Origin of the sequence: Pelagibacterium sp. (assembly GCF_965249125.1) — a bacterium.
In the GTDB taxonomy this organism is placed as follows: Bacteria; Pseudomonadota; Alphaproteobacteria; order Rhizobiales; family Devosiaceae; genus Pelagibacterium.
The window spans coordinates 1259766-1281937 of the sequence record NZ_OZ252217.1 but is presented as its reverse complement, the minus strand read 5'-3'; the positions used below and the strand labels follow the sequence as shown (position 1 = coordinate 1281937).

Here is a 22172-nt window from a genome sequence, read left to right as displayed (position 1 = left end):
TCCGGCGGCAACGGCCTAGAACTGGTGGAGCTTTGGCCGTCGGCCCACAGTGACGTGGTCGATATCTTCAATCTGAAAGCCCATGATGATCGAGGGGATCATCATGAACACCAGGCAGAAGATCGGCAGCCCGACCACCGTAATCACCTGCTGCAGCGCCGTCAGGCCCAGATCGCCGGCCAGGATGATGAGCATCACGGCCACCATCCCTTCCGCCACGCCCCAGAACACGCGCTGGCGCACCGGACCGGGATCGGCCTCACCGGTGCAAAGCATGTCGACGACGAGCGAGGCGGAGTCCGAGGAGGTCGCGAAAAAGATCGCGACGACGACGATGGCAATGCCCTGAACCAGCGTGACGAGCGGGAAATGCTCGAAGAAGGCAAACATCGCCAGCGGAACCGAATCGGCGACGGCCCGGCTCAATTCGCCCGCGGCGGGCCCCATCTGCTCGCGAAGCGCCAGCCCGATCCCGTCGATTTCCATGGCCTGCCAGCCAAAGATCGCAAACCAGATGAGCGTGAACAGCGACGGTGCCAGGAGCACCCCGAACACGAACTCGCGGATTGTGCGCCCGCGCGAGATTCGCGCCACGAACAGGCCGATGAATGGTGACCAGGTCACCGTCCAGGCCCAGTAAAAGACCGTCCAGTCTCCTTGCCAGCCCCACGCATCGTTGGTGGGATTGATATTGGCCAGCATGTCGTTCCAGAACGCCAGCTTTGGCAGATTGTAGAAGTAGAGGCCGAACGTCTCAACGATAGCCCGCAGCAGGAACAGCGTCGAACCGGTCACCAGGACGAAGACCATCAGGCCCACCGCCATGCCGATATTGAGGTTGGAGAGAAACTTCACGCCCTTGTCGAGACCGGCAACAATCGAAACGACCGCCACTGCCGTGAGGACAGAGAGTATCGCCACCGTCAAGGGAACATCGTCCGCAAGGCCCGTCAGCGCGGCGATGCCCGCCGAAATCTGCGAAGCTCCAAGGCCCAGGGACACAGCCACGCCGAACAGGGTGCCCAGGATCGAGGCGATATCGATGGCCTTGCCGATCGGGCCGTGAATGCCATCCTTGAGCAGCGGATAAAACACCGAGCTGACCCGCACCGGAAGATCATAGCGGTTGATGAAATAGCCGAATGCCAGCCCGGGCAGCGTAAAGATCGTCCAGGTGTGCAGGCCCAGATGATAGACCGAGATCGAGATGGCGTCCTTGGCCGCCTGTTCGCTGAACGGCTCGACGCCCGCGAGTGGCGGGTTGGAAAAATGGCTGATCGGTTCAGCCACACCCCAGAACATCAAGACCGTGCCGATGCCGCCCGCAAACAGCATGGTGAACCATGAAAGATTGGAATAGTCGGGCGTGCTGTCGCGCGGGCCGAGCTTGATGTGACCGTGACGGCTGACGGCGGCCCAGACCAGAAAGCCCAGCCACGCATTGACACCGAAAATGAAGAACCAGCCCAGATTGGTGACGATCCAGGCCCGCGTCACCTCAAAGAAATTGCCGATCGGCTCGGGAACGACAACGAGCAGCAGAACGAACACGACGGTGAGTCCCGCCGAAACGAAAAAGATTGCCGGGTCTGTCCTCAAACCCAACCGTTCGGCCCAGGCTTCCATGGGAGCCTCCCTCTCTTAGCCACAACAAATCCCCCATCGGGAAAGCATGCACGGCTAATGGGCAAAATGCAAAAAGGCTCCCCGATCGGGAAGCCTTTCTCAAAATTCGGTATTTATTTTCAGCCGATTAGCTGACTTCGTCGAGGTCGATGTCGAGAATGGAAATCTGCACCATATAGGAGCGCTCGCCCTCGTCCTCGTCGAGATAGATCAGCCCGATGAACTCATCGCCCAGATACAACTCGACCGAGTCGTCCTGCTTGGGGCGGGGGCGAACATCGATGGAGCGGTTGCCGAACTTGTGTTGCAGATATTTCTGCAGCTTGATGATTTCTTCGTGCTTCACAAAAAGTCTCCATTGCGCGCTATCGCTCGGCGAACAAGTGTCCGCCGCCGGGAACGCTATCGATTGCAATCATTTCGAGGTCGGCGCGACTTTATCCATCACAGTCTTAAACGCAAGAACGGGGATGATTTTTCCCCGATGCGCACGCTGTCGGAGCAATCGCCTCGATTGCTCCCAGGTTTGTCTTGCCGCGCTTCCGAACCGGATAAGCGGCACCCACTTAATCCTGGAAGCGCTCTAGTCGCGCGACACCATTACGATCTGGTCCATGACGGTCGCCGGCTGGTTGCAGCCGGCTTCGCCCACCACCTTGGCCGGCACGCCGGCAACGGTGGTCCGCGGCGGCACTTCCTTGAGCACCACCGAGCCGGCGGCAACGCGCGAGCAGTCACCCACCTTGATATTGCCCAGGATCTTGGCCCCTGCCCCGATCAGAACGCCGTTGCCAATCTTGGGATGGCGATCCTGATCGGCCCTGCCCGTGCCGCCGAGCGTCACCGCGTGCAGGATCGAGACGTGGTCGCCGATCACCGCTGTCTCACCAACGACGAACCCGGTTGCGTGATCGAGCATGATGCCCTTGCCGATCCGGGCGGCGGGGCTGATGTCGGTCTGGAACACCTGGCTGGACCGGCTCTGCAGATAAAGCGCGAAATCGCGCCGCCCGGTATTCCAGAGCGCATGAGCGAAACGGTGTGTCTGGATGGCCTGAAAGCCTTTGAAGAACAGGAAGGGCTCGACGATCCGGTGGCAGGCCGGGTCACGTTCCAGCGTCGCGGCCAGATCGGCGCGCGCCGAAGCGGTGATCTCGGGGTGGCTGTCGAGCATTTCATCGAACGCCTGCCGGATGAGATCGGCCGGGACATCGGAATGATCGAGCCGGGCGGCGAGCCGGTGGGCCAGCGCCGATTCAAAGCTCGTGTGGTTGAGAACGCTCGATATCGCCATTTGCGTGAGAAAAGGCTCGTCCGCGCATATACGCTCGGCCTCGACCGTCATCGCATCCCAGATGGGATCGACGGCCTTGATATTGCCGGGCTTCTTGACGCTCGAGGACATGGCGTACTCCGCACACTCGTTTTCTGGATGCCACATATAGGCGAACCCATTGTCTCAAACAAAGGGTTGCAAAGCAAATTGGTTCACTTTTGCCTTATGCCGGATAAACCCGTCCCAGAAATTCCAGCGCGCCGCGCTTGAATTGCGGGTCTCCGGTTGCCCGCATGTGGTCGCGGCGCTCAATGGTCAGCGCCTCGCCGTGCGGCATAAGGCTTGCCAATGCCCCGGGATCGCCGCCCACCTCGTCCTCGCTGCCCACCGCGACGAGAACCGGCACACCGATCTGCCGAACCTGCTCCTCGGCCATCCTTGTGCGCGAACCCGCCATGCAGGCTGAAAGCGCCTTGAGATCGCTTTTTGTGTGTTCGGCGAAAATGCGGAATTGCCGCCCGGTCTTGTGGGTCACCTCGGCAAGGGTTGGCGCGTTGAGCCCGGCGATGATCTCGTCGCTGTCGAGCATGGGCCGCACCATATTGCCGCCCAGCCCGCCAAAGATGGCGCAGGCGACCTTTTCGGGGTTCTGGATGCACACGAACGCGCTGATCCGCGCGCCCATTGAATACCCCATCAGTGCGGCTTTCTCGAACCCCAGATGGTCGATGAGATTGGCCACGTCCCGCGCCATGTCCGGGGCGCCATAGACAGAAGGATCGTAGATCTTTTCCGAAGCGCCGTGACCGCGATTGTCGAGCGCTATGACCTGGTAACCCGCCTTGGTGAGTGCGTCGACCCAACCGGTGGCCACCCAGTTGACATTGCCGTTCGAGGCAAAGCCGTGGACGGCAACGATCGGCCGCCCCTCGCCATGAACCTGGTAGGCAAGAGCGAAACCTTCGGATTGGAAAACCGGCATAAGGGATTCTTTCGACTCGTCGATTTTCTCACCTTTAGCAAGCCGCGCAAAGCCCGCCAACAGCGCCAACATGCCTCTGGCCATGGCACGTCCAAATCGGTATGGTCCGCCCGACTTCAACCAAGCCCAGCCGGATGGTCGCTCTCATGGCACAGCGCGGAACCCCACATTTTCACAACACCGAGGGCCTTGCCCGCATCGAGATCGGTGCAAAGGAATTCCAGTGCGTCGGCGCCAGGCCGCCCTTCGACCATCCTCATGTGTTCCTCGACATGGGTCACGACACCGAGATCGTTTGCCCCTATTGCTCGACTCTCTACGTCTTCAGCCCGGCCCTGTCCCACGGCGCGGCCAATCCGCCCAGCGCGGTGTTCGAGGTCGAACACGCCTAGAGCCCTATGGGCGCTCCTCGCACGATCTATATCGCCGGCGCCGGTATTGCCGGACTGACCCTGGCGCTGGCACTGGCCAAATTCGGCCTGCATGTGGTGGTGCTCGAGCGCAATGAGTCGGTTTCCGAGTTCGGTGCCGGACTTCAGATCAGTGCAAACGCCCGCAAAGTGCTCGACGGCCTGGGGCTTTCCGAAGCGATAGCCGCGAAAAGTTTTGCACCCGAGGGTATCGATATCTTTCCCGACGCAAGGGAAAAACCGCTCCAGACCCTTGCGCTGGGCAAAGCCATCCAAACCCGCTTCGGCGCGCCCTATGCCGTGATGCATCGCGCCGATCTGCTCGAAGTGCTCCACAGCGCTGCCAGACGTTTCGCCAACATCGATGTCGTCTTTTCCGTCTCCGATTTTACCCTCGAAATCTCGGGCAACACCCTGACGGTGAGTGCAGAGGACCCGGACGGGAAAAAACGCAAGGCAAAGCCCTTCGCGCTTGTCGGCGCCGACGGCGTTCGCTCGGTTACCCGGACCCGCTATCTCGATGGCCCGGAGGCCCGATACACCGGAAAGGTCGCCTGGCGCGCGCTGGTCGCGCCTGAAGCGCTTTCCGATGTCCTCGATCTCAATCGAACCAGCCTGCTGCTCAATCCCGATTTTCATCTCGTGGTCTATCCCCTGCCACACCGCAACGCGGTCAATCTGGCCCTGTTCACGCAGGAAAAGGAACGCGATCTTTCCATCCTCGACCACCGCGCGCCGCGCATAACCCCGCGCAAAGACAGCCGCTTGGCCCGCATTCTGGAATCAGTGGGCGAGGGCTGGACACCCTGGGTGCTCTCGAGCGTGAAAACGCCGATCTGGCACAAGGGCGCGATCGGGCTGATCGGCGACGCCGCCCACGCCATGCTGCCGTTTCAGGCGCAGGGCGCAGCGATGGGAATTGAGGATGCGGCGGTTCTGGCGCCCCTGCTCGCCGCCTCACCGAGCGCAGAACACGCATTTTCGCGCTTTGCCGCCCTGCGTCAGGAGCGGGTCAACCGTGTGCAGGAGGTTTCGGCGAGCAACGGAAAGATCTTTCATATGGGCTTTCCCCTCTCGCTGGCCCGCAACCTTGTCATCCGCAGCGAGGGCCCCGAAGGACACTTCAAGCGTCTGGGCTGGCTTTATGGTTATGATGCCATTCAAACGGGAAAGAGTTGATCGGCGGCGCCGGAACCGGCCGGTTGGTTCTTGCCTTTCCCTTCGCCGATATGCCAACTGATCCCCAGACCACAGGCCGCCGTACAATTCCATGCGCGTTAATCCCGAATCGAAGCTGACGCTCGTTTTCATCCTGCTCACGGTGTTTCTCGACATCGTGGGCCTGGGCATCATACTGCCTGTGCTTCCGGGGCTGATCGTAGAGCTTTCGCACGATACGATAACTGACGCGGCAAAGATCGGTGGCTACCTGATCTTCGTTTATGCCTCGATGCAGTTCATCTTCTCGCCCATTCTGGGCAATCTTTCCGACAGATGGGGCCGACGGCCGATCCTGCTGCTCTCGCTGGTCGGGCTTTCACTGGACTATCTCATCATGGCCTGGGCGCCCACGCTCATCTGGCTGTTCGTGGGCCGCGTGCTTTCGGGCATCTGCGGGGCGGCGATGGGGACGGCAACGGCTTATGTGGCTGACATCACGCCCAAGGAAAAGCGCTCCCAGCGGTTCGGGCTGATCGGCGCCGCTTTCGGGCTGGGCTTCATCGTCGGACCGGTGATCGGCGGCGAACTGGGTGAATTCGGGCCCCGCGCGCCCTTCTACCTTGCCTCGGCACTGGCCGCCGCCAATGTGGTGTTCGGCTTTTTCGTTTTGCCCGAGAGCCTGTCGAAATTCCGCCGCCGGCGGTTCAACTGGAAACGCGCCAACCCCTTCGGCGCGCTCTGGGCGTTCCGGCATACGCCGGTGATCTTCGTTCTGCTCGGCTGCGTGTTCCTGTTTTCGCTGGCCGGACAAACCTATCCCAACGTCTGGAACTTCTTCACAATCGAGCAGTTCAACTGGGGTCCGTCGCAGGTTGGCCGGTCGCTGGCCATATTCGGCATCCTGTTCGCGCTGAGCCAGGCGCTTCTGGTCGGATTTTCCACGCGCTATCTCGGTGTCACCGCCACTGTCATCATCGGGCTCACGCTGGCGATGATTGCCTTTATCGGCGTTTCGCTGATCCACACCGAGCTGGGCCTTTGGACGTTCCTCGTGGTCGGCGCCTTTTCCGGCATCGCGGCCCCTGCCCTTACCGGGCTTCTGGCCAACAACGCCCGCGCCAACCAGCAGGGCGAACTTCAGGGTGCGGTCAACGCCTCGAACTCGCTGACCGCCATCATCGCCCCGCTTGCCGCCACGCAGATGTTTTCCTTTTTCACCACCAACGACCTGCGCCCGATCACCTTCCCTGGTGCGCCGTTCTTTGCAGCCGGGATTATCATTGCCTGCGCCATGGTGCTCTTCATTTTCGCCGCCATCAGGTACGATCTTTCGCACCGGCCCTATGATGAAGCACGCGAAAAGCCGCGCTACACCCAGCCGAGTGGCCAGGCGGTCAATCCGCCGGAAACCGAATTGCCCGAGGATGAAAACGGCAATGGAGAGCCGGAGGCCGTGGCCCGACAGGCAAGCGAATAGGGCCGGGTTTCCCCGGCCTTCTCGTTATTGACCGATCAGGCTCGGCCAAGTGTGGTGGAAGTCACCATCCTTGTCCAAGCGCTTGAACCCGTGGGCGCCGAAGAAATCGCGCTGACCCTGGGTGAGATTGGTCGTTCCCCGCGCCTGCCGATAGGCATCGAAATAGGCAAGGGCCGACGAAAGGCATGGCGCCGGTAATTCGTTGATCGCGCAGGTCGCGACCACCGCACGCAACGCGCCATTGCTGTCCTTCATCATGTCGACAAACGCCGGCTGGGTCAGAAGATTGGCCGCCCCGCCGCTATCGAAGGCCTGGGAAATCTGGTCGAGAAAGCGCGACCGGATGATGCAGCCGGCCCGCCATATCTTGGCGATGGTCGCCAGCGGAAGGTTCCAGCCATTCTCCTCGGATGCCTTGGCCATGACGGCAAAGCCCTGTGCGTAGGCAGCGATCTTGCCGGCCAGCAAAGCCTTTTCCAGAGCTTCGAGCGAAATCGTCGCGTTACCCTTGACGCCCGCGCCGTAGATCTCCTCGCCCCGCACGCGTTCGTCCTTCATGGCCGAAATCGACCGGGCGGCGACAGCGCCTTCGATGGTGGTGGCAGAGACGCCCAGATTGAGCGCTTCGATTGCCGACCAGCGACCGGTGCCCTTCTGGCCCGCGGCATCGACAATGACCTCGACCAGCGGCTTGCCGGTGCCCTCGTCGTTAGCGCTGAGCACATGTCCGGTGATCTCGATCAGATAGCTGTCGAGCGGCCCCTTGTTCCATTCCTCGAACACCTTGGCGCACTCGCTCGGGCTCATGCCGAGCCCATCGCGCATGACTCCGTAAATCTCGGCGATCATCTGCATGTCGGCATATTCAATGCCGTTGTGAATGGTCTTTACGAAATGCCCGGCGCCCCCGGTGCCCAGATAGGCACAACACGCCTCTCCATTGAATTTAGCGGAAATGGCGGTCAGCACCGCCTCGGCGTTTTTCCACTGGGCTTCCGAACCGCCAACCATGATCGAGGGGCCATGGCGCGCGCCCTCTTCGCCACCCGACACACCGATGCCCAGAAAGCCGATGCCCGTGCCGTCGAGTTCGGAAAAGCGGCGCACGGTATCGCGGTAATTGGCGTTGCCGGCATCGATGATGACGTCGCCCTCGGACAGCAACGGTTTGAGCTCGGCGATCACCTGATCGACCGGATCGCCGGCCTTAACCATGATGATGACCGAACGCGGCCGCTTGAGCATGGAAATGAACGTCGCCAGCTCGCCGCTGCCCATGACGTTGGCTTTGAGATCTCCGGCATTGGCCAGAAATGCATCAACCTTGTCCGCGGTGCGATTGTAAACGGCAACCTTGTAGCCATTGTCGGCAATGTTGAGGGCAAGATTTTCGCCCATCACCCCGAGCCCGACCAGGCCGATATCTGCCTCTTCAATGCACAAAGCCTCTCAACTTTAGTTCTATAGTCCTTGTCTCTAGCCCTCGACGCGGGCCGGGGCAAGTTGTGGCGTCCCTCCGCCGTGCATCGTCGGGCCTTGCTGTCACCCCGATGCATCAATCGACTGCAACCGATTGCAGCGCGGGCGGTACCGTGGCAGGTAAGAAAGCGTCAGCCAGCATTAACCGGATTCCCATGTCATCGTCGTCCACCGCCCAGCCCCGTCTCATCGTCGTCATGGGTGTCTCGGGCGCCGGGAAATCAACGATCGGAGAAGAACTGGCCGAACAATTGGACGTGCCGTTCATCGATGCCGACAACCTCCATCCCCGTGCCAATGTCGAAAAGATGCGTGGCGGCAGCCCGCTCGAGGATACCGACCGCTGGCCCTGGCTGGAGATCGTCGCGGATGCGATGCGAAACACCGCCGACACCAATGGGCGTGTCGTGTGCGCCTGCTCGGCCCTGCGCCGGTCCTATCGCGATTGCCTCAGGAACCGCGCCGAGGAGCCGATCGCCTTTGTGCTGCTGCACGGAGACAAGTCGGTCATCGCCGAGCGCCAGGCCAACCGGCCCGGCCATTTCATGCCGCCCGCCCTGCTCGACAGCCAGTTTGCGACCCTGGAGCAGTTCGGACCCGACGAGCACGGCATAACAATCGATGTCGCGCTGTCGATCGACGAAATCGTCGATGAGGCCGCTGCGGCGCTCAGCTAGCGCCGCTCGACGGTGTAGCCGCGTTCGCGCAGGATTTCGGGAATGGAGTCCGGGCCCACGTAATGACCCAACCCCACGGCAACCAGCGCCGTTCCCTTGCCGTCGAGGATATCCTCGATGCCATCGACAAAGCCGTGATTGCGCTCGACGAACAGGACGTCATAGAACCCTTCGAGTTCTTCGGCGATTTCGGCGGTTTCCGTTTCGAGAGTTGAAAGATCTCCATCGATCCAGCTTTCGAGCTGGTCCACCAGTTCGGTCTTGGCCTCTTCATATTCAATGATGGTTTGGCGCAGCACGTCCAGCTGCACGTCCTCATCCATGCCTGAAAGCGTTTCGAACTGTTCTTCGAACGTTTCAAACCCCATCACCGGCGTCCCCATCTGGTCGGCGCGGGCCTTGATATGCATATCGATGCCGCCTTCGGGATCAAACCCGGCCTCGACCAGCATCAGCGCGGAAATCTGCAGATAGGCATACCAGGGCCGCAGCCCGTCGAAACTGTCGAGGGGAACTCCATGCTCGTCCAGAATGGTCTGTAGGCCCGCCATTTCCTCCTCGTTGAGCAGCGACGACAAAGGCCGGTCGGGCGACATGCCCGACGCCATGATGAGCCCGAACAGGTTGGCGGGCGGCTCGAAGCTGTCGATCTCGAGCCAGACGCTGTCGGCTTCATCGAGGATCTCGGCCAGTTCCGGGCTTTCCCAGTCGACGCCGTCGCGCATCATGTGAACGGTGCCGATCATGTAGATCGTCGAATTATCGTCCTCGACAACCCAGATCGGCGGCTCCGGCGTTTGGGCCGCAAGCGGTGCCGCCATCGTTCCAAACAGCAATCCAGCCGCAATCCTTCTCGTCCATCGTCCAAGCGCCATAAGTTCTACCCTTCAAGTCAACAAGTGGAATGGGGAGAACCCCCGGCCCAAGAAATTGTTTCGAAAACTTCATGCCGCCAGTACTATGACGCCATGACCCTTGCTCAAACCATAAGCGCGCCGCTTCATCGGCCCCTGCCCCGCCGCTGGATCGCGGCGGCAGGTTTTGCGCTGCTCGCCATGGCGGCGGTCGCCTTATGGGGCAGCGGATACGCCAACCGGCTTTATTTCGACGAAGCCAATGCGCGCGGCAACAACACCCTGCGCCTTGCCGTGGCCGTGTTGCGCGGACATATGGAGCGCTATGAAAGCCTGCCAAGGGTTATCGCCGATTTTGATGACATCAAGGCCGTGGTCGCCGATCCGGGCAATGAAGACCTGGTTGCTGACGTCAACGCCTATCTCAAGCAGATCAACACCCAGTTCGAATCGTCCGACATCTACGTGATGGGCGAAGACGGCACGACCATCGTCGCCTCCAATTACGACAGCGAAGCACCGTTCGTGGGCGAGAATTTCCAGTATCGCCCCTATTTCTACGACGCCATCGATGGCGGCGAGGGCCGATTCTTTGCTCTGGGCACAACATCGTTCAAGCGCGGCTATTATTTCGGTGCGCCCGTTCTTGTCGGTGGAGAATTCAAGGGCGTCGTAGCCGTCAAGGTCGATGTCGATTCCATTGAGGAGACATGGCGCGGCGGCGATTATCTGATCGTCGTAACCGACCCCGAAGGCATCATCTTCATGTCGAGCCGGGCCGATCTGCTCTACAATTCCATGCTGCCACTTACCCCTGACCGGCTGGCCCGCACCGCCGAAACCCGCCGCTATGCCAACGCCGAACTGGCCGAGTTGCCGTTCCGCGAAACGGGCGACCAGCGCCATCGCCTGATCAGCATCGAGCGCGAGGAAACGGCCAGCGAGTATCTTGTGGTGTCGGAAGCCATGCCCGAGGCCAACTGGACGGTCAGCGTCATGCTCGACACGGCTTCGGCCCGCGCCCAGGCGCTCACCACCACCATCATCGCCCTGCTCGCCATCGCGCTGGGCACATTGGCCGGCGCCATCTACGCACAGCGACGGGCCCGGCTGCGCGAGCGCATGCACCTCCAGCGCGAGGCCAAGGAAATGCTCGAGCGCCGCGTCGCCGAACGCACCGCCGAACTCGCCAGTGTCAATATCAAGCTCGAAGAGGAAGTGGCCGAGCGCCGGGTGACCGAGCAGATGCTGCGCAAGACCCAGTCCGACCTGATTCAGGCGGGCAAACTCGCCGCGCTGGGCCAGATGTCGGCGGCGCTATCGCACGAATTCAACCAGCCGCTTTCGGCGGCCCGTAATTACGCCGACAATGCCCTGGTTCTGATCGAGCGTGGGCGGATCGAGGATGCGCGCGCCAATGTCGGGCGCATTTCAGGGCTGATCGACCGCATGAATTCCATATCGCGCCATCTGCGGAACTTCGCCCGAAAACCCAACCAGAAGCTCGCAAACGTCCCGCTCGATCTGGTCATCGGCGATACTGTCGAGCTTATCGACTGGCGCGTAAAATCAGCCGGCATCGAGCTGTCCCTCGACATCGCCGACGGCCCGCTCACCGTCGTTGGCGGCCCGGTGCGACTGCAACAGGTGCTGGTCAACATCCTCACCAATGCCATAGACGCCGCCGAAACCGGCACCGACCGGCGCATAGACCTGACCGCAAGGCGCGAAAATGACCGCGCGTTCGTCACCATTCGCGACCACGGCCCCGGCATTGCGTCCGGCCTGGGCGAACGCATCTTCGATCCGTTCTTTTCGACCAAGGGTGTCGGCAAGGGGCTGGGGCTGGGGCTTTCGATCTCCTACAACATCATCAAGGACTTCGGAGGTGAGTTGCGCGTGGAAAACCATTCCGGGGGCGGCGCGCTGTTCACCATTGAACTCGTGTGCGTTCAAACCGAAGCCACGACGGAAGCTGCCCAATGAGCGGCGAAAAGATCCTTCTTGTCGACGACGAAAACGAGTTGCGCCACTCGACGGCCCAGGCGCTCGAACTGGCCGGCTTCGAGGTCATCGACTTCGCCTCGGCCGAACAGGCCACCCATTACGCGGGCTTTGGGTTCAAGGGCATCGTCATCACCGATATCCGCATGCCCGGCCTCGACGGCCTGACGCTCATGAACAGGCTGCACGAACTCGACCGCGATATACCCGTTATCCTGATTACCGGCCATGGCGACGTGCAACTGGCCGTCCGCGCCATGCGCGAAGGCGCTTATGATTTCATAGAAAAGCCTTTTGTTACCAGCCAGTTGGCCGAAATCGCGGCAAGGGCGCTCGAATACCGCAGGCTGGTACTCGAAAACCGCGTGTTGCGCGCCGCCGCTGGCCAGAGCGACGACCTCGAACAACGGCTCTTGGGCCGCTCCAACGCCATGGTCGAGTTGCGGCGCAAGCTGCGCACCATCGGCCCGACCGATACCGCCGTCCTCATCGTCGGCGATACCGGATCGGGCAAGGAGGTCACTGCCCGGGCGCTCCATGATCTGTCCCATCGGTCGAACAAGCCCTATGTCGCGATAAACTGCGCGGCGCTGCCGGCCAATCTCATCGAAAGCGAATTGTTCGGCCATGAGGTGGGGGCGTTTCCCGGCGCCATGCGGGCCCGGTTCGGCAAGTTCGAACTGGCCCAGGGCGGCACCATTCTGCTCGATGAAATCGGCTCGATGCCCATGGATGTGCAGGGCAAGCTGCTACGGGTCATCCAGGAGCGGACCATTACCCGGCTCGGCTCCAATGACGGGTTGCCGCTCGATGTGCGGTTTGTCGCGACCTCGAAAACCCCGCTCGAAGCCAATGTCGCCGAAGGCACATTCCGTGCCGATCTGCTCTATCGGCTCAACGTCATAACCCTCGAAATTCCCCCGCTGTCCGAGCGGCGCGAGGATATCCCCCTGCTCTTCATGCAGCTTTTGACCGAGGCCGCGGCCCGTTATCGGCGCGATCCGACCACTGTGCCGCCGCAGGTCCTCACCGCGCTCAGCGAACGCCATTGGCCCGGCAATGTGCGCGAACTGCGCAATGCCGCCGATCGTTACATTCTCGATCTGGGACTGCCATTTATCGAAACGGCCAGCGATAACGATGGCGCCGAGACCGATTCGCGGCTCGCCGACCGCGTGGCCGATTTCGAGCGCGGCGTCATAGAAAGCGCGCTGATCGCCCACGCGGGCAGCCTCAAGCCGGTCTATGAGACTCTCGGGCTGTCGCGTAAATCGCTCTATGAAAAGATGCAGAAATATGGGCTCGAGCGCAGCCGCTACCTGCCCAGCGAGGCGCAAGCCGACTAGGCGGGCTTCAAATGTGGGGAATTCCACACACCGGACAGCCCCGATGTTACCGTTTCCACCCATCCGCTTCGGAAAATATGAAAAAACTATGGCAAGCTTCCCCGAGGTGCTTGCGCCATGCCGGCCATTGCGCCCCTCATGGGTCACCGCCGGGCGATGCGGAGGACGTAACGCGCCCGGTGAGGAATGAAACCCAAAGAGGTAACCCCACGGGAGGAACGCCATGCGTTTTACCACTCTTGCCGCTCTTGCGGCAGCAACTCTGCTTGCCGCCACTCCGGCCATCGCCCAGGACGACCGGTCCGATTGGCCGGCGAGCATGACCATCGGCACCGCCAGCCAGGGCGGCACCTACTTCATCTATGGCACTGGCCTTGGCGGCCTGATCACCCAGGAACTCGGCATCAACGCTTCGGGCGAAGTGACCGGCGGCCCCGTCCAGAACTCGACGCTGATCGAGACCGGCGATCACATCATGGGCCTTGTGACTATGGGCCCGGCCTATGAGGCCTGGACCGGTGTTTCCGAACTGGCACCGGGCGTGGAGCACAAGAGCCTGCGTGCTCTGTTCCCAATGTATCAGACCCCCTTCCAGGTTGTGACGCTCGCATCCTCGGGCATCGAATCGGTTGCCGATTTCGACGGCAAGCGCGTTTCTGTCGGCCCCGCCGGCGGCACGGCTGCCACCTATTGGCCGCGCTATTTCGAGATCCTGGGCGTTTCGCCCGAGATCAGCTATTCGGGCGCCAATGACGCCGTAAGCCAGGTCAAGGACGGCCTGATCGATGCCTTCGCGTTTGCGGCCGGCGTTCCGATCGCAGCCTTCGCCCAGATCGCCGCGGAAAACGACGTCAACATCTTCGGTTTCACCGAAGAACAGCGCGGCGAGATCCTGACGCAGATGCCCGAAATGGCAGCGTTCGACGCCCCCGGCGGTCTCTATGAAGGCTTCCCCGAGGAAAGCCCCACGGTTGCAATGTGGAATTTTGCCATCGCAAGCGAATCCATGCCTGAAAGCCTGGCTTACGAAATCACCAAGCTGGTGATGGAAAACACCGAGCGCATGGTTCAGATCCACTCGGCTGCCGCCGAAACCACCACTGACAACGTCGACAAGAATACCTTCATGCCGTTCCATCCGGGCGCTGTGCGGTATTACGACGAAGTGGGCATCGACATCCCTGACGAGCTGCGCGGCTAACGCCAGACGTCTGAAAGGCAATCGGGGCGGATGACGGTCTTTACCGCCATCCGCCTGTTTGCAGGAAAACCAATTTGGGCGCATGCTCATGCGCCGTCCGGGGCCCAGACGGCCCACGGGAGGAAAGTTCAATGTCTCAGGACAAGTCCGCACCGGCAAACGACACCGGTCCGATGATCGCACAGGGGACCGACGAGGAGCCCCTCGCCACCAACCAGCGCAGCCTTGCGGGCAGGATCGGCCTGGCGCTCACAATCATGGCCATCGCCTACACGATGTTCCACATCTATGTGATGAACATCTCCCCGCTCGAACCCTGGACCTACCGCATGGTTCACGTGACCGGCGGCCTGTTCATCGGCTTTCTCACCTATTCGGCGCTGACCCTCAATCCCGACGCGCCCATCGCTGCCCGCGGCCGCAGCCCCATCGAATGGGGGCTGATCGCCATTGGCGCTGCCGGCGTCCTCTACGGCGCCGCCATGGTCGCATACGCCTGGGCCGGCCGCTGGTTCGGATTTGCACCCATGCCGGACGCCTTCGTGTTCAGCACCTACGGCCTGCCGCTGCTGATCGGTACCATCGCCGCAGTCGCTGCCGCCTGGCTGTTTTCCGACCGCGACCGCGAGCGGGTCCATCCGGCCGACTGGCTGCTGGGCATCGCCGCGCTCGCCATGTTCGGCTACATCATCTTCAACGTCGGCGCCCTGCGCCTGCGGGCCGGCACGGGCATGGCCCAGACCGCCGATTTCTATGCGGCGCTGGTCGGCGTGATCCTGATCCTGGAATTGACCCGCCGCGTGGCGGGGCTGGCACTGGTCATCATCGCGGGCGTTTTTATCGCCTATTCCTTCGTTGGCCCCTGGCTGCCCGGCTTCCTCACCCATCGCGGCTACACCGCCGAACGCTTCTTCACATACATCTTCACCGACCAGGGCATCCTGGGCGATCCGATTGCGGTGTCCTCGACCTACATCATCCTGTTCATCGTCTTTGCCGCCTTCCTGCAGGCCTCCCGCGTCGGCGATTATTTCGTCAACTTCGCCTTTGCCGCGGCGGGCAATCTGCGCGGCGGTCCGGCCAAGGTGGCCGTGTTCGCATCGGGCCTGATGGGCATGATCAACGGCACCTCGGCCGGCAACGTGGTGGCCACCGGTTCGCTCACCATCCCGCTGATGAAAAAGGTCGGCTACCCGTCCAAGAGCGCAGCGGCCATTGAGGCCACGGCATCCTCGGGCGGCCAGATCTTGCCCCCGATCATGGGCGCCGGTGCCTTCATCATGGCCGAAGTGACAGGCATCCCCTATACCGAGATCGTCATTGCCGCGATCATCCCGGCCCTGCTCTATTTCGTGTCGGTCTATTTCATGATCGATCTGCAGGCCACCAAGCTGGGCATGAAGGGTCTGCCAAAATCCGAACTTCCAAAGTTCCGGGCTCTGGCCAAGCAGGTCTTCCTGTTCCTGCCCATCATCATTCTGATCTACACCCTGTTTGCCGGCTATTCGGTGATCCGTGCCGGCACCGTGGCCATGGCCTCGGCCGCCGTCGTGTCCTGGCTCACTCCCTATCGCATGGGGCCGGTCGCCGTGCTCAGGGCGCTCGAGCTGGGCGCCAAGATGTCCATTCAGCTCGTGGCGGTCTGTGCCGCGGCCGGTATCATCGTGGGCGTGATTGCGCTCACCGGGGTGGGCGCGCGGTTCTCCTCGCTCCTGCTCGGCATCGCCGAACAGAACCAGCTCGTCGCGCTGTTTTTTGCGATGTGCATCTCGATCATCCTCGGGATGGGCATGCCCACCACCGCCGCCTATGCGGTTGCCGCCGCCGTGGTGGCGCCGGGCCTTATCCAACTCGGCATTCCGGTCCTCGTCGCCCATTTCTTCGTGTTCTATTACGCTGTGATGTCGGCGATCACCCCGCCCGTAGCCCTGGCCGCCTATGCCGGTGCGGGCCTGTCGGGGTCCGATCCCATGAAGACCTCGGTCGAAGCCTTCAAGATCGGGCTTGCCGCCTTCATCGTGCCGTTCATGTTCTTTTACAGCCATGAACTGCTCATGCAGGGGGAATGGATCGACATCGCCCGCGTCGTCGGCACGGCATTGCTGGGTATGTATCTGCTCTCCGCATCGGTGCAGGGGTACTATTTCGGCGCTATCGGCATCGTCCTGCGGGCCATCCTGCTCATCGCCGCGCTCTCGATGATCGAAGGCACCTGGTACACCGACCTGTTCGGCCTCGCCGTCGCGGTTGGACTGTTCTTCTACCAGAAGCGCTTTGTTACGGCCCGGACGCTGGCCAAGGGCGCAGATTGACGTCCTCCGCCCCTTAAAACACGAAGGCCGCCTCTTACCGGGGCGGCCTTTTCTGTTCGCAGCCGGTTCAGTGTTTGCGGATCGTGTCCTTTACCTTGCCGGCCTTTTGCTGGATGTCGCCCCTGGCCTTGTCCATCTTCCCTTCGGCCTGGAGCTTCTTGTTGCTGGTGGCCTTGCCCACCGCGCCCTTGACTGCTCCCTTCGCCTTGTTTCCGGCGCCCTTGACTTCGTCCTTGTGCATTTCACACCTTCATCAAGCGGCAGCATGATTGCTCCGCGCCTGTAAATGCTGTGCAATCGCGCCGGTTCCCCGAGCCCCGATCACAAATCAAAGCGCCCCGCCGAAGGCTCAAACCCGTGGCCAGCAGAATTTTCCTTACAATTTTATCTTTCCTGCAAGCTGCCCATTCACCCCGTTTCCAATCCGCTCCTTTATCGCGCCCGGCGTTTACCGTCTGGCCGCCCCACTTCATGTAGCGTCAGCGAACAGAGATTTTCCAGAATGGGAAATGGCCATGACGATCCCTACCCGAAACGAACTGGCGCTAATGCTGGTGTGGGCCTTTCGAGACGAGAAGGTCGAGTCGGCGGTCAACCCGCACACCGATGCGCTCACCCTCTATTGCAACGTCATGGCCCTGCCCGTTGCCGAGGCGGCAGCCGTGATTTCCCATGCGCGCTCCGGCAATGTCTCTCCCTCCGACCCCGTCGCCCTGGCGCGTTGGACCAGAGGGCTCATGCTGCTGCGTGAAATGCTCGCCCAGCCCATGTGCACGCTTTCGATTGCCGAACGCGAAGGGGTGGCCCGGGCAAGCGTCGCAGCTTAACCTGTAAGGCAGATCGGGCACGCATTGCCCAGATTGGCGCGCCATTTGTTGAACGTTCCACTGTCCGACCGGGGCTTTTCGCGCCTCGGACGTGATCGATATTTCGCCATAGTCCGCACGCCCCGACACAAAATATCCTCATAAACTCCGCTACATGGCCGCACCGGGGTCCCACCACGGCCATTGCCCCCGCTCACGATGTGCTCACGGTTTCGCGATCAGCGGAGCCGGCGCCCGGCATCCTGCCGGTCGATCTTGAATGAATGGTACGGCATGTACCAACCACACATGGAGCACAACCCATGAACAAGACCGTTCTTTCCCTTGCCGCTCTCCTTGGCCTTTCCGTTACAGGCGGCGCATTCGCCCAGGCCCTCGATTTCAATGCGCTCGATGCCAATGCTGACGGCGTCATCAGCATGGAAGAGTTGCAGGTTGCGATCCCCGACCTCACCCCGGAAAGCTTTGCCATGCTCGATACCGACACCGACGGTTCGCTGTCGGCTGAAGAATTCGCGGCCCTGATTCCGGCCACCGAAGCCCCGGCCAACACCATGGAAGCGCCGGCTGCTCAGTAAACGAGACTTCTGAGGGATCCCCTGCCCTCAGATTTTGGTGCAGACCTCCTCCCGGTCGGCCGTTCCGCGCTCGCGGGGCGGCCGATTTTGTGTCAGCCTTGCGCCAATCAGGTTCGGGAGGACAATCATGCGACGCCAACTCATTCCATTCTGCGCGCTCATGCTCACTGCAGTTCTGGCCGCATGTTCCGATGGCGAAGCGCCCCAGGCGAGCGCGCAAGCCGGCGACTCCGAAGCGGCAGGCGGGCCTTCACCCGAACCCGCGCCATTCTATGTCGGCCAGTGGGCCGCCGATCCCGTGTGGTGTACGGACCAGTCCGAAGGCTTCCCGATCACTATCACACCAGCCCGCTTCGAGGGCCGCGAGAACATCTGCGACATGACCGAAATCGAGACCACCCCCGAAGGCGGAGCGACGGCTCAACTGGCCTGCCAGTCCGAAGGCGAAACGATAAGAGAACCGATCAGCTTTGCACAGGCAGGTGAACAGATCGCCATTGTCTGGCCGGACCGGGGAACCGAGGCAACGCTGTTCTCACGCTGCGAGTGAGGCAAGCCGGCAATAAATCTTGCATTGGGTGACGCCGTGTTCTAACTGTTCGCCTCCCTTCGATCTTCGCCGATTGAAGGCTTGGCCCGGTCGGAGTTTCCACCTCCTGGCCGGGTCATTTCTTTCGGTGACGTTGCAAATGAGCGCGCGAAATGGCCTTCAAGCTTCCAGATCATGCCGACCGCCGCAAAGCGTCTAACGACGCCAAGCAAGCCTTGCTCGACAAGCTCAAGGCCCGGAAAAGCGATAAGGCCACTCCTGCGCCCGATAAAAAGAGCGCCAAATAGCCAACTGGTGCGGGCGGCGGGACTCGAACCCGCACGGAGATACCTCCTCAGGATTTTAAGTCCTGTGTGTCTACCATTCCACCACGCCCGCAAGACGCGATCGGCCTATTCTCCCTTATACCCGACCTCGATCCGGTCCAATTCCCCCGGCTTCATGGTATCGAGCCATTTCAGGAATTCAGCGCCATCCCCGAAGCCGGCGCGGCGGGCATCCGCGTCGGTAACATCTTCGGCCCTGATCGGTGTAATGGCGCCGATCTGCAAGAGGCCCACCTTGGTCTTGAGCGTACCGCCAGCCTTGACTGTCCGGCGCCGCCAGCGGCGAAACTGCACGGTGATCTCACCCGACTTTATCTTCTCGAGCACCTCGAGCTTGATGAGCATCAGTCGGTGCCGCCGGCAATCGGGGCTGCATAGGTGAAATCCAGGTCCCACGGAAAGAAGATCCATGTGTCCTGGCTCACCTCGGTAATAAAGCTGTCGACCATCTCGCGGCCCTGCGGCTTGGCATAGACCGTCGCGAAATGGGCATTGGGCAGCATGTCGCGCACCGCCCGGGCTGTGGCCCCCGTATCGACCAGATCGTCGATGATGAGCAGTTTTTCGCCCGCGGCATCGGCCGCGATCAGGTCGGAATTGATCGCCTTGAGCACACTGATTTTGCCCTGGCTCTGGTGATCGTAGGATTTGACCGAGACGCTCTCGATGACCCTAATGTTGAGTTCGCGTGCGATGATCGCCGCCGGCACCAGCCCGCCGCGGGTGATCGCGACGATCGAATGGAACGGCCCTTCGCTGGTCAGCCGCCAGGCAAGCGCGCGGGAATCACGGTGAAACTGATCCCATGAGACCGGGAAAGATTTGTTCTGCGGGGTCATGCGTAAGGTTCCTTGGGCAAAACGATATTCTTTTCAGCGTGAAGGCGATCGACCAGCGCCTGCACTTCTAGCGTCGCCTGTTCCAGCCGTTCAATATCGTGGCTGCGCAAGACGAGATAGGTCATAACACGGGTATTCCCCATCTGCGGATAGGACCCGATCTTGACGTCGTCATAGCGCGACTGGATTTCGCCCAGGGGATCGCCCACGGCGCCCTCCCCCACGGCGGCAGGCACCGTCCGGCTCTCCACCTTGCGGCCGCCCTCAAGGGCCGGTGCAATGGATTCGAGCATGGCCTGCATGATCTTGGGCACGCCGGCCATGACATGCACGTTGCCGATACGAAAGCCCGGCGCGGCCGAAACCGCGTTGACGATCAGCTCGGCGCCCGCCGGAATGCGAGCCATCCGCAACCGGGCCGGCGTTGCCGGCGTGCCGGTTTCTGCCCAGCGTGCTTCGAGCATGGCCCGCGCCTGATCGTTGATCGGCAGTTCGACCCCGAACGCCTTCGCTACTGCGTCGGCGGTGATATCGTCATGGGTCGGCCCGATCCCGCCAGTCGTAAAGACATATGTGCAGCGGGCCCGCAGCGCATTGACCGCCTCGATGATCGCATCGGTATCGTCAGAAACGATACGCACTTCGCGCAATTCGATCCCCAGATCGGTACAGAACTGCGCGGTGGTGGCGATATTGACGTCGCGAGTCCGGCCCGAAAGTATTTCATCGCCGATAACGACGAGGCCAGCGGTCACAGCAGTTTCGGTCATCGGCTCGGTCGCTAGAAACGGAAGCGCCATGGATGCCCGCCCCGCACTGAAAAATCAAGCACTGCCCGATAGCCCGCGGCAAATTCCTCAGGGATCGCCGAGCGCCCATCAATCCGCGAGACCCGAGATCGCCGCCTTCCAGTAGGCGCGCCATTGCGCGACATCTTCGGCGTCCACCAGCCTGGCGTGTGTGACCGCGATTGTGGATTTGCCGTTGGGCTTTTCGCCAATCGTAACCGACAAGCGCGTTCCATCGGCCAGCGGTCGGCGCCAATAGCGCCAGTTGTCACTCCGCGATTCCGAGGCGGGTTCGGCAAAACCGATCGCACCCTCGGCTTCAAGGGTCTCGAGCCGTTGCCGCCAGAGGTCGAGCGCTTCGTCGAGACTGCCCTGCACGGTCTTTGTGACCGACGTCTCGTGGGTGCCATCGGAGCGTTGCCCAGGCAGTCTCCGACCGATGTGCTGTTCATAGGCCACCGCCAGGCTCTGGGCCCACCAGGAACTGGCATCCCCGGTTTTGACGATCCTGGCCGCGATCTCGGCGTGGGAAAGGGCCGGGGCGCCAATATCCTCGAAAAACACCAGCCATTCCTGCCAGTCGCGCCCGGTCTTGCCTGCAAAAATGTCCGTATCCACCGCTTTTGTCATCGTGCCTGCTCCCGCATTGCCAACCTTAGGGAAACAATAGCCTCATGGCTTGTCACACCCAAGCCCGGAGCGGTATCGGTTGCGGCCTCGACCACGGACCGGCAGCATGCATTTCCCTTCTCCCCTCATTCGCGGAACCCTCATAAGGCGCTACAAGCGGTTCCTTGCCGACGTGACTCTGGAAACAGGGGAAACCCTCACCGCCCATTGCGCCAATCCCGGGGCGATGACGGGACTCAACATGCCCGGCCTGCCCGTCTGGCTCTCGAAATCGGAAGACCCCAAGCGCAAGCTCGCTTATTCCCTCGAACTGGTCGAACTGCCCACCGGCATAGTCGGCATCAACACCGCCCATCCCAACCGCATCGTCGGCGAGGCCCTGCGGGCCCGCGCCATCCCCGAACTGGCCGCCTATGATTGCGTCCGGCCCGAGGTCAGATACGCCGAAAAAAGCCGCGTCGATTTCCTTTTGACAGGCGATGGCCTCCCCGACTGCTATCTCGAGATCAAGAACGTTCATCTGGTGCGCGCTGCCGGACTGGCCGAATTTCCTGATTCGGTGACGACACGCGGCGCCCGCCATCTGGCAGACCTCGCGCGCATGATTGGCGAGGGTCACCGCGCGGTGATGCTCTATCTCGTCCAGCGCGGCGATTGCACCCAATTCACCCTCGCCGCCGATATCGACAGGGCCTATGCCAGTGCGTTTGGCGACGCGCGCGCTGCGGGGGTTGAGGCGCTATGCTACGCCACCGATATAACATCGGAGGCGATCACCCTTGGCGACCCCCTTCCCATACGGGAGTGAGCCGATTACCTTTGCCTCCAA

The 22172-nt window shown here is 61.6% G+C and carries 24 protein-coding genes and 1 tRNA gene; 13 read left to right on the top strand and 12 right to left on the bottom strand.

Annotated features, from left to right (window positions below; all coding sequences use genetic code 11):
• Nucleotides 1–15 precede the first annotated feature (15 nt).
• From ACP148_RS06330 to ACP148_RS06315, 4 genes are all read right to left on the bottom strand, one after another.
• A complete protein-coding gene (locus ACP148_RS06330; RefSeq protein WP_421951757.1) occupies nt 16–1626 on the bottom strand; it encodes a BCCT family transporter in 1611 nt (536 codons plus the stop codon).
• 127 nt (nt 1627–1753) lie between these two features.
• The gene (locus ACP148_RS06325) at nt 1754–1972 is read right to left on the bottom strand and encodes a DUF3126 family protein (protein ID WP_014130940.1); all 219 of its coding nucleotides are present in this window, start codon (nt 1970–1972) and stop codon (nt 1754–1756) included.
• A 237-nt stretch (nt 1973–2209) separates the two neighbouring features.
• Entirely contained in the window at nt 2210–3031 is an 822-nt protein-coding gene (gene cysE, locus ACP148_RS06320; RefSeq protein ID WP_421951756.1) for a serine O-acetyltransferase, read from the bottom strand.
• Nucleotides 3032–3125: 94 nt separating this feature from the next.
• Nucleotides 3126–3968, bottom strand: coding sequence for an alpha/beta fold hydrolase (locus ACP148_RS06315; RefSeq protein WP_425033267.1), 843 nt, complete (start codon nt 3966–3968; stop codon nt 3126–3128).
• A 62-nt stretch (nt 3969–4030) separates the two neighbouring features.
• Here ACP148_RS06315 and ACP148_RS06310 point away from each other — a divergent pair, with 62 nt between their 5' ends.
• The 3 genes from ACP148_RS06310 to ACP148_RS06300 all read left to right on the top strand — a co-directional run bounded on the left by ACP148_RS06310 (nt 4031) and on the right by ACP148_RS06300 (nt 6932).
• The gene (locus tag ACP148_RS06310) at nt 4031–4276 is read left to right on the top strand and encodes a zinc-finger domain-containing protein (RefSeq protein ID WP_421951754.1); all 246 of its coding nucleotides are present in this window, start codon (nt 4031–4033) and stop codon (nt 4274–4276) included.
• 6 nt (nt 4277–4282) lie between these two features.
• The gene (locus tag ACP148_RS06305) at nt 4283–5473 is read left to right on the top strand and encodes an FAD-dependent monooxygenase (RefSeq protein WP_421951753.1); all 1191 of its coding nucleotides are present in this window, start codon (nt 4283–4285) and stop codon (nt 5471–5473) included.
• A gap of 91 nt (nt 5474–5564) precedes the next feature.
• Entirely contained in the window at nt 5565–6932 is a 1368-nt protein-coding gene (locus ACP148_RS06300) for a TCR/Tet family MFS transporter (protein WP_421951752.1), read from the top strand.
• Between the two features lie 24 nt (nt 6933–6956).
• On the opposite strand, the gene gndA is transcribed toward ACP148_RS06300, so the two are convergent.
• Complete coding sequence (gndA, locus tag ACP148_RS06295) at nt 6957–8369, bottom strand: NADP-dependent phosphogluconate dehydrogenase (protein WP_425033620.1); 1413 nt, start codon at nt 8367–8369, stop codon at nt 6957–6959.
• Between the two features lie 197 nt (nt 8370–8566).
• Here gndA and ACP148_RS06290 point away from each other — a divergent pair, with 197 nt between their 5' ends.
• Nucleotides 8567–9088 carry a gluconokinase gene (locus tag ACP148_RS06290; RefSeq protein WP_421951751.1) on the top strand — a complete coding sequence of 174 codons (522 nt, stop codon included), beginning with the start codon at nt 8567–8569 and terminating at the stop codon, nt 9086–9088.
• Here the strand turns inward: ACP148_RS06290 and ACP148_RS06285 are convergent.
• Complete coding sequence (locus tag ACP148_RS06285; protein ID WP_425033265.1) at nt 9085–9963, bottom strand: TraB/GumN family protein; 879 nt, start codon at nt 9961–9963, stop codon at nt 9085–9087. The two genes, ACP148_RS06290 and ACP148_RS06285, sit on opposite strands and share 4 nt — an antisense overlap.
• A 93-nt stretch (nt 9964–10056) precedes the next feature.
• Here ACP148_RS06285 and ACP148_RS06280 point away from each other — a divergent pair, with 93 nt between their 5' ends.
• The 4 genes from ACP148_RS06280 (at nt 10057) to ACP148_RS06265 (ending at nt 16805) form a co-directional block, all read left to right on the top strand.
• Nucleotides 10057–11928, top strand: coding sequence for a sensor histidine kinase (locus ACP148_RS06280; RefSeq protein ID WP_421951749.1), 1872 nt, complete (start codon nt 10057–10059; stop codon nt 11926–11928).
• Entirely contained in the window at nt 11925–13292 is a 1368-nt protein-coding gene (locus ACP148_RS06275) for a sigma-54-dependent transcriptional regulator (RefSeq protein ID WP_425033263.1), read from the top strand. Before ACP148_RS06280 ends, ACP148_RS06275 begins: the two co-directional genes overlap by 4 nt.
• A 223-nt stretch (nt 13293–13515) precedes the next feature.
• The gene (locus tag ACP148_RS06270; protein WP_421951747.1) at nt 13516–14493 is read left to right on the top strand and encodes a TAXI family TRAP transporter solute-binding subunit; all 978 of its coding nucleotides are present in this window, start codon (nt 13516–13518) and stop codon (nt 14491–14493) included.
• 131 nt (nt 14494–14624) lie between these two features.
• Complete coding sequence (locus tag ACP148_RS06265) at nt 14625–16805, top strand: TRAP transporter permease (RefSeq protein WP_421951746.1); 2181 nt, start codon at nt 14625–14627, stop codon at nt 16803–16805.
• Between the two features lie 67 nt (nt 16806–16872).
• Here the strand turns inward: ACP148_RS06265 and ACP148_RS06260 are convergent, their stop codons facing one another.
• Entirely contained in the window at nt 16873–17046 is a 174-nt protein-coding gene (locus ACP148_RS06260) for a CsbD family protein (RefSeq protein WP_421951745.1), read from the bottom strand.
• Between the two features lie 274 nt (nt 17047–17320).
• On the opposite strand from ACP148_RS06260, the gene ACP148_RS06255 reads away from it, so the two are divergent.
• The 4 genes from ACP148_RS06255 (at nt 17321) to ACP148_RS06240 (ending at nt 19047) form a co-directional block, all read left to right on the top strand.
• A complete protein-coding gene (locus ACP148_RS06255; protein ID WP_421951744.1) occupies nt 17321–17632 on the top strand; it encodes a hypothetical protein in 312 nt (103 codons plus the stop codon).
• 302 nt (nt 17633–17934) lie between these two features.
• On the top strand, nt 17935–18210 hold the full coding sequence (locus ACP148_RS06250) for a hypothetical protein (RefSeq protein ID WP_421951743.1): 276 nt from the start codon (nt 17935–17937) through the stop codon (nt 18208–18210).
• A gap of 127 nt (nt 18211–18337) precedes the next feature.
• A complete protein-coding gene (locus ACP148_RS06245; RefSeq protein WP_421951742.1) occupies nt 18338–18760 on the top strand; it encodes a hypothetical protein in 423 nt (140 codons plus the stop codon).
• Between the two features lie 152 nt (nt 18761–18912).
• On the top strand, nt 18913–19047 hold the full coding sequence (locus ACP148_RS06240) for a hypothetical protein (protein WP_421951741.1): 135 nt from the start codon (nt 18913–18915) through the stop codon (nt 19045–19047).
• A 5-nt stretch (nt 19048–19052) separates the two neighbouring features.
• On the opposite strand, the gene ACP148_RS06235 is transcribed toward ACP148_RS06240, so the two are convergent.
• From ACP148_RS06235 to ACP148_RS06215, 5 genes are all read right to left on the bottom strand, one after another.
• Nucleotides 19053–19138 (bottom strand) — tRNA-Leu (locus tag ACP148_RS06235).
• 14 nt (nt 19139–19152) lie between these two features.
• Nucleotides 19153–19431, bottom strand: coding sequence for a hypothetical protein (locus ACP148_RS06230; RefSeq protein ID WP_421951740.1), 279 nt, complete (start codon nt 19429–19431; stop codon nt 19153–19155).
• A complete protein-coding gene (gene gpt, locus ACP148_RS06225) occupies nt 19431–19925 on the bottom strand; it encodes a xanthine phosphoribosyltransferase (RefSeq protein WP_421951739.1) in 495 nt (164 codons plus the stop codon). The genes ACP148_RS06230 and gpt overlap by 1 nt, the downstream gene beginning before the upstream one ends.
• On the bottom strand, nt 19922–20695 hold the full coding sequence (locus tag ACP148_RS06220) for a competence/damage-inducible protein A (protein ID WP_421951738.1): 774 nt from the start codon (nt 20693–20695) through the stop codon (nt 19922–19924). The genes gpt and ACP148_RS06220 overlap by 4 nt, the downstream gene beginning before the upstream one ends.
• A gap of 108 nt (nt 20696–20803) precedes the next feature.
• Complete coding sequence (locus ACP148_RS06215; RefSeq protein ID WP_421951737.1) at nt 20804–21343, bottom strand: hypothetical protein; 540 nt, start codon at nt 21341–21343, stop codon at nt 20804–20806.
• A 106-nt stretch (nt 21344–21449) separates the two neighbouring features.
• On the opposite strand from ACP148_RS06215, the gene sfsA reads away from it, so the two are divergent.
• Nucleotides 21450–22151 (top strand): DNA/RNA nuclease SfsA, encoded by a 702-nt coding sequence (sfsA, locus tag ACP148_RS06210; RefSeq protein WP_421951736.1) that lies wholly within the window; start codon nt 21450–21452, stop codon nt 22149–22151.
• The last annotated feature ends 21 nt before the right edge of the window (nt 22152–22172 follow it).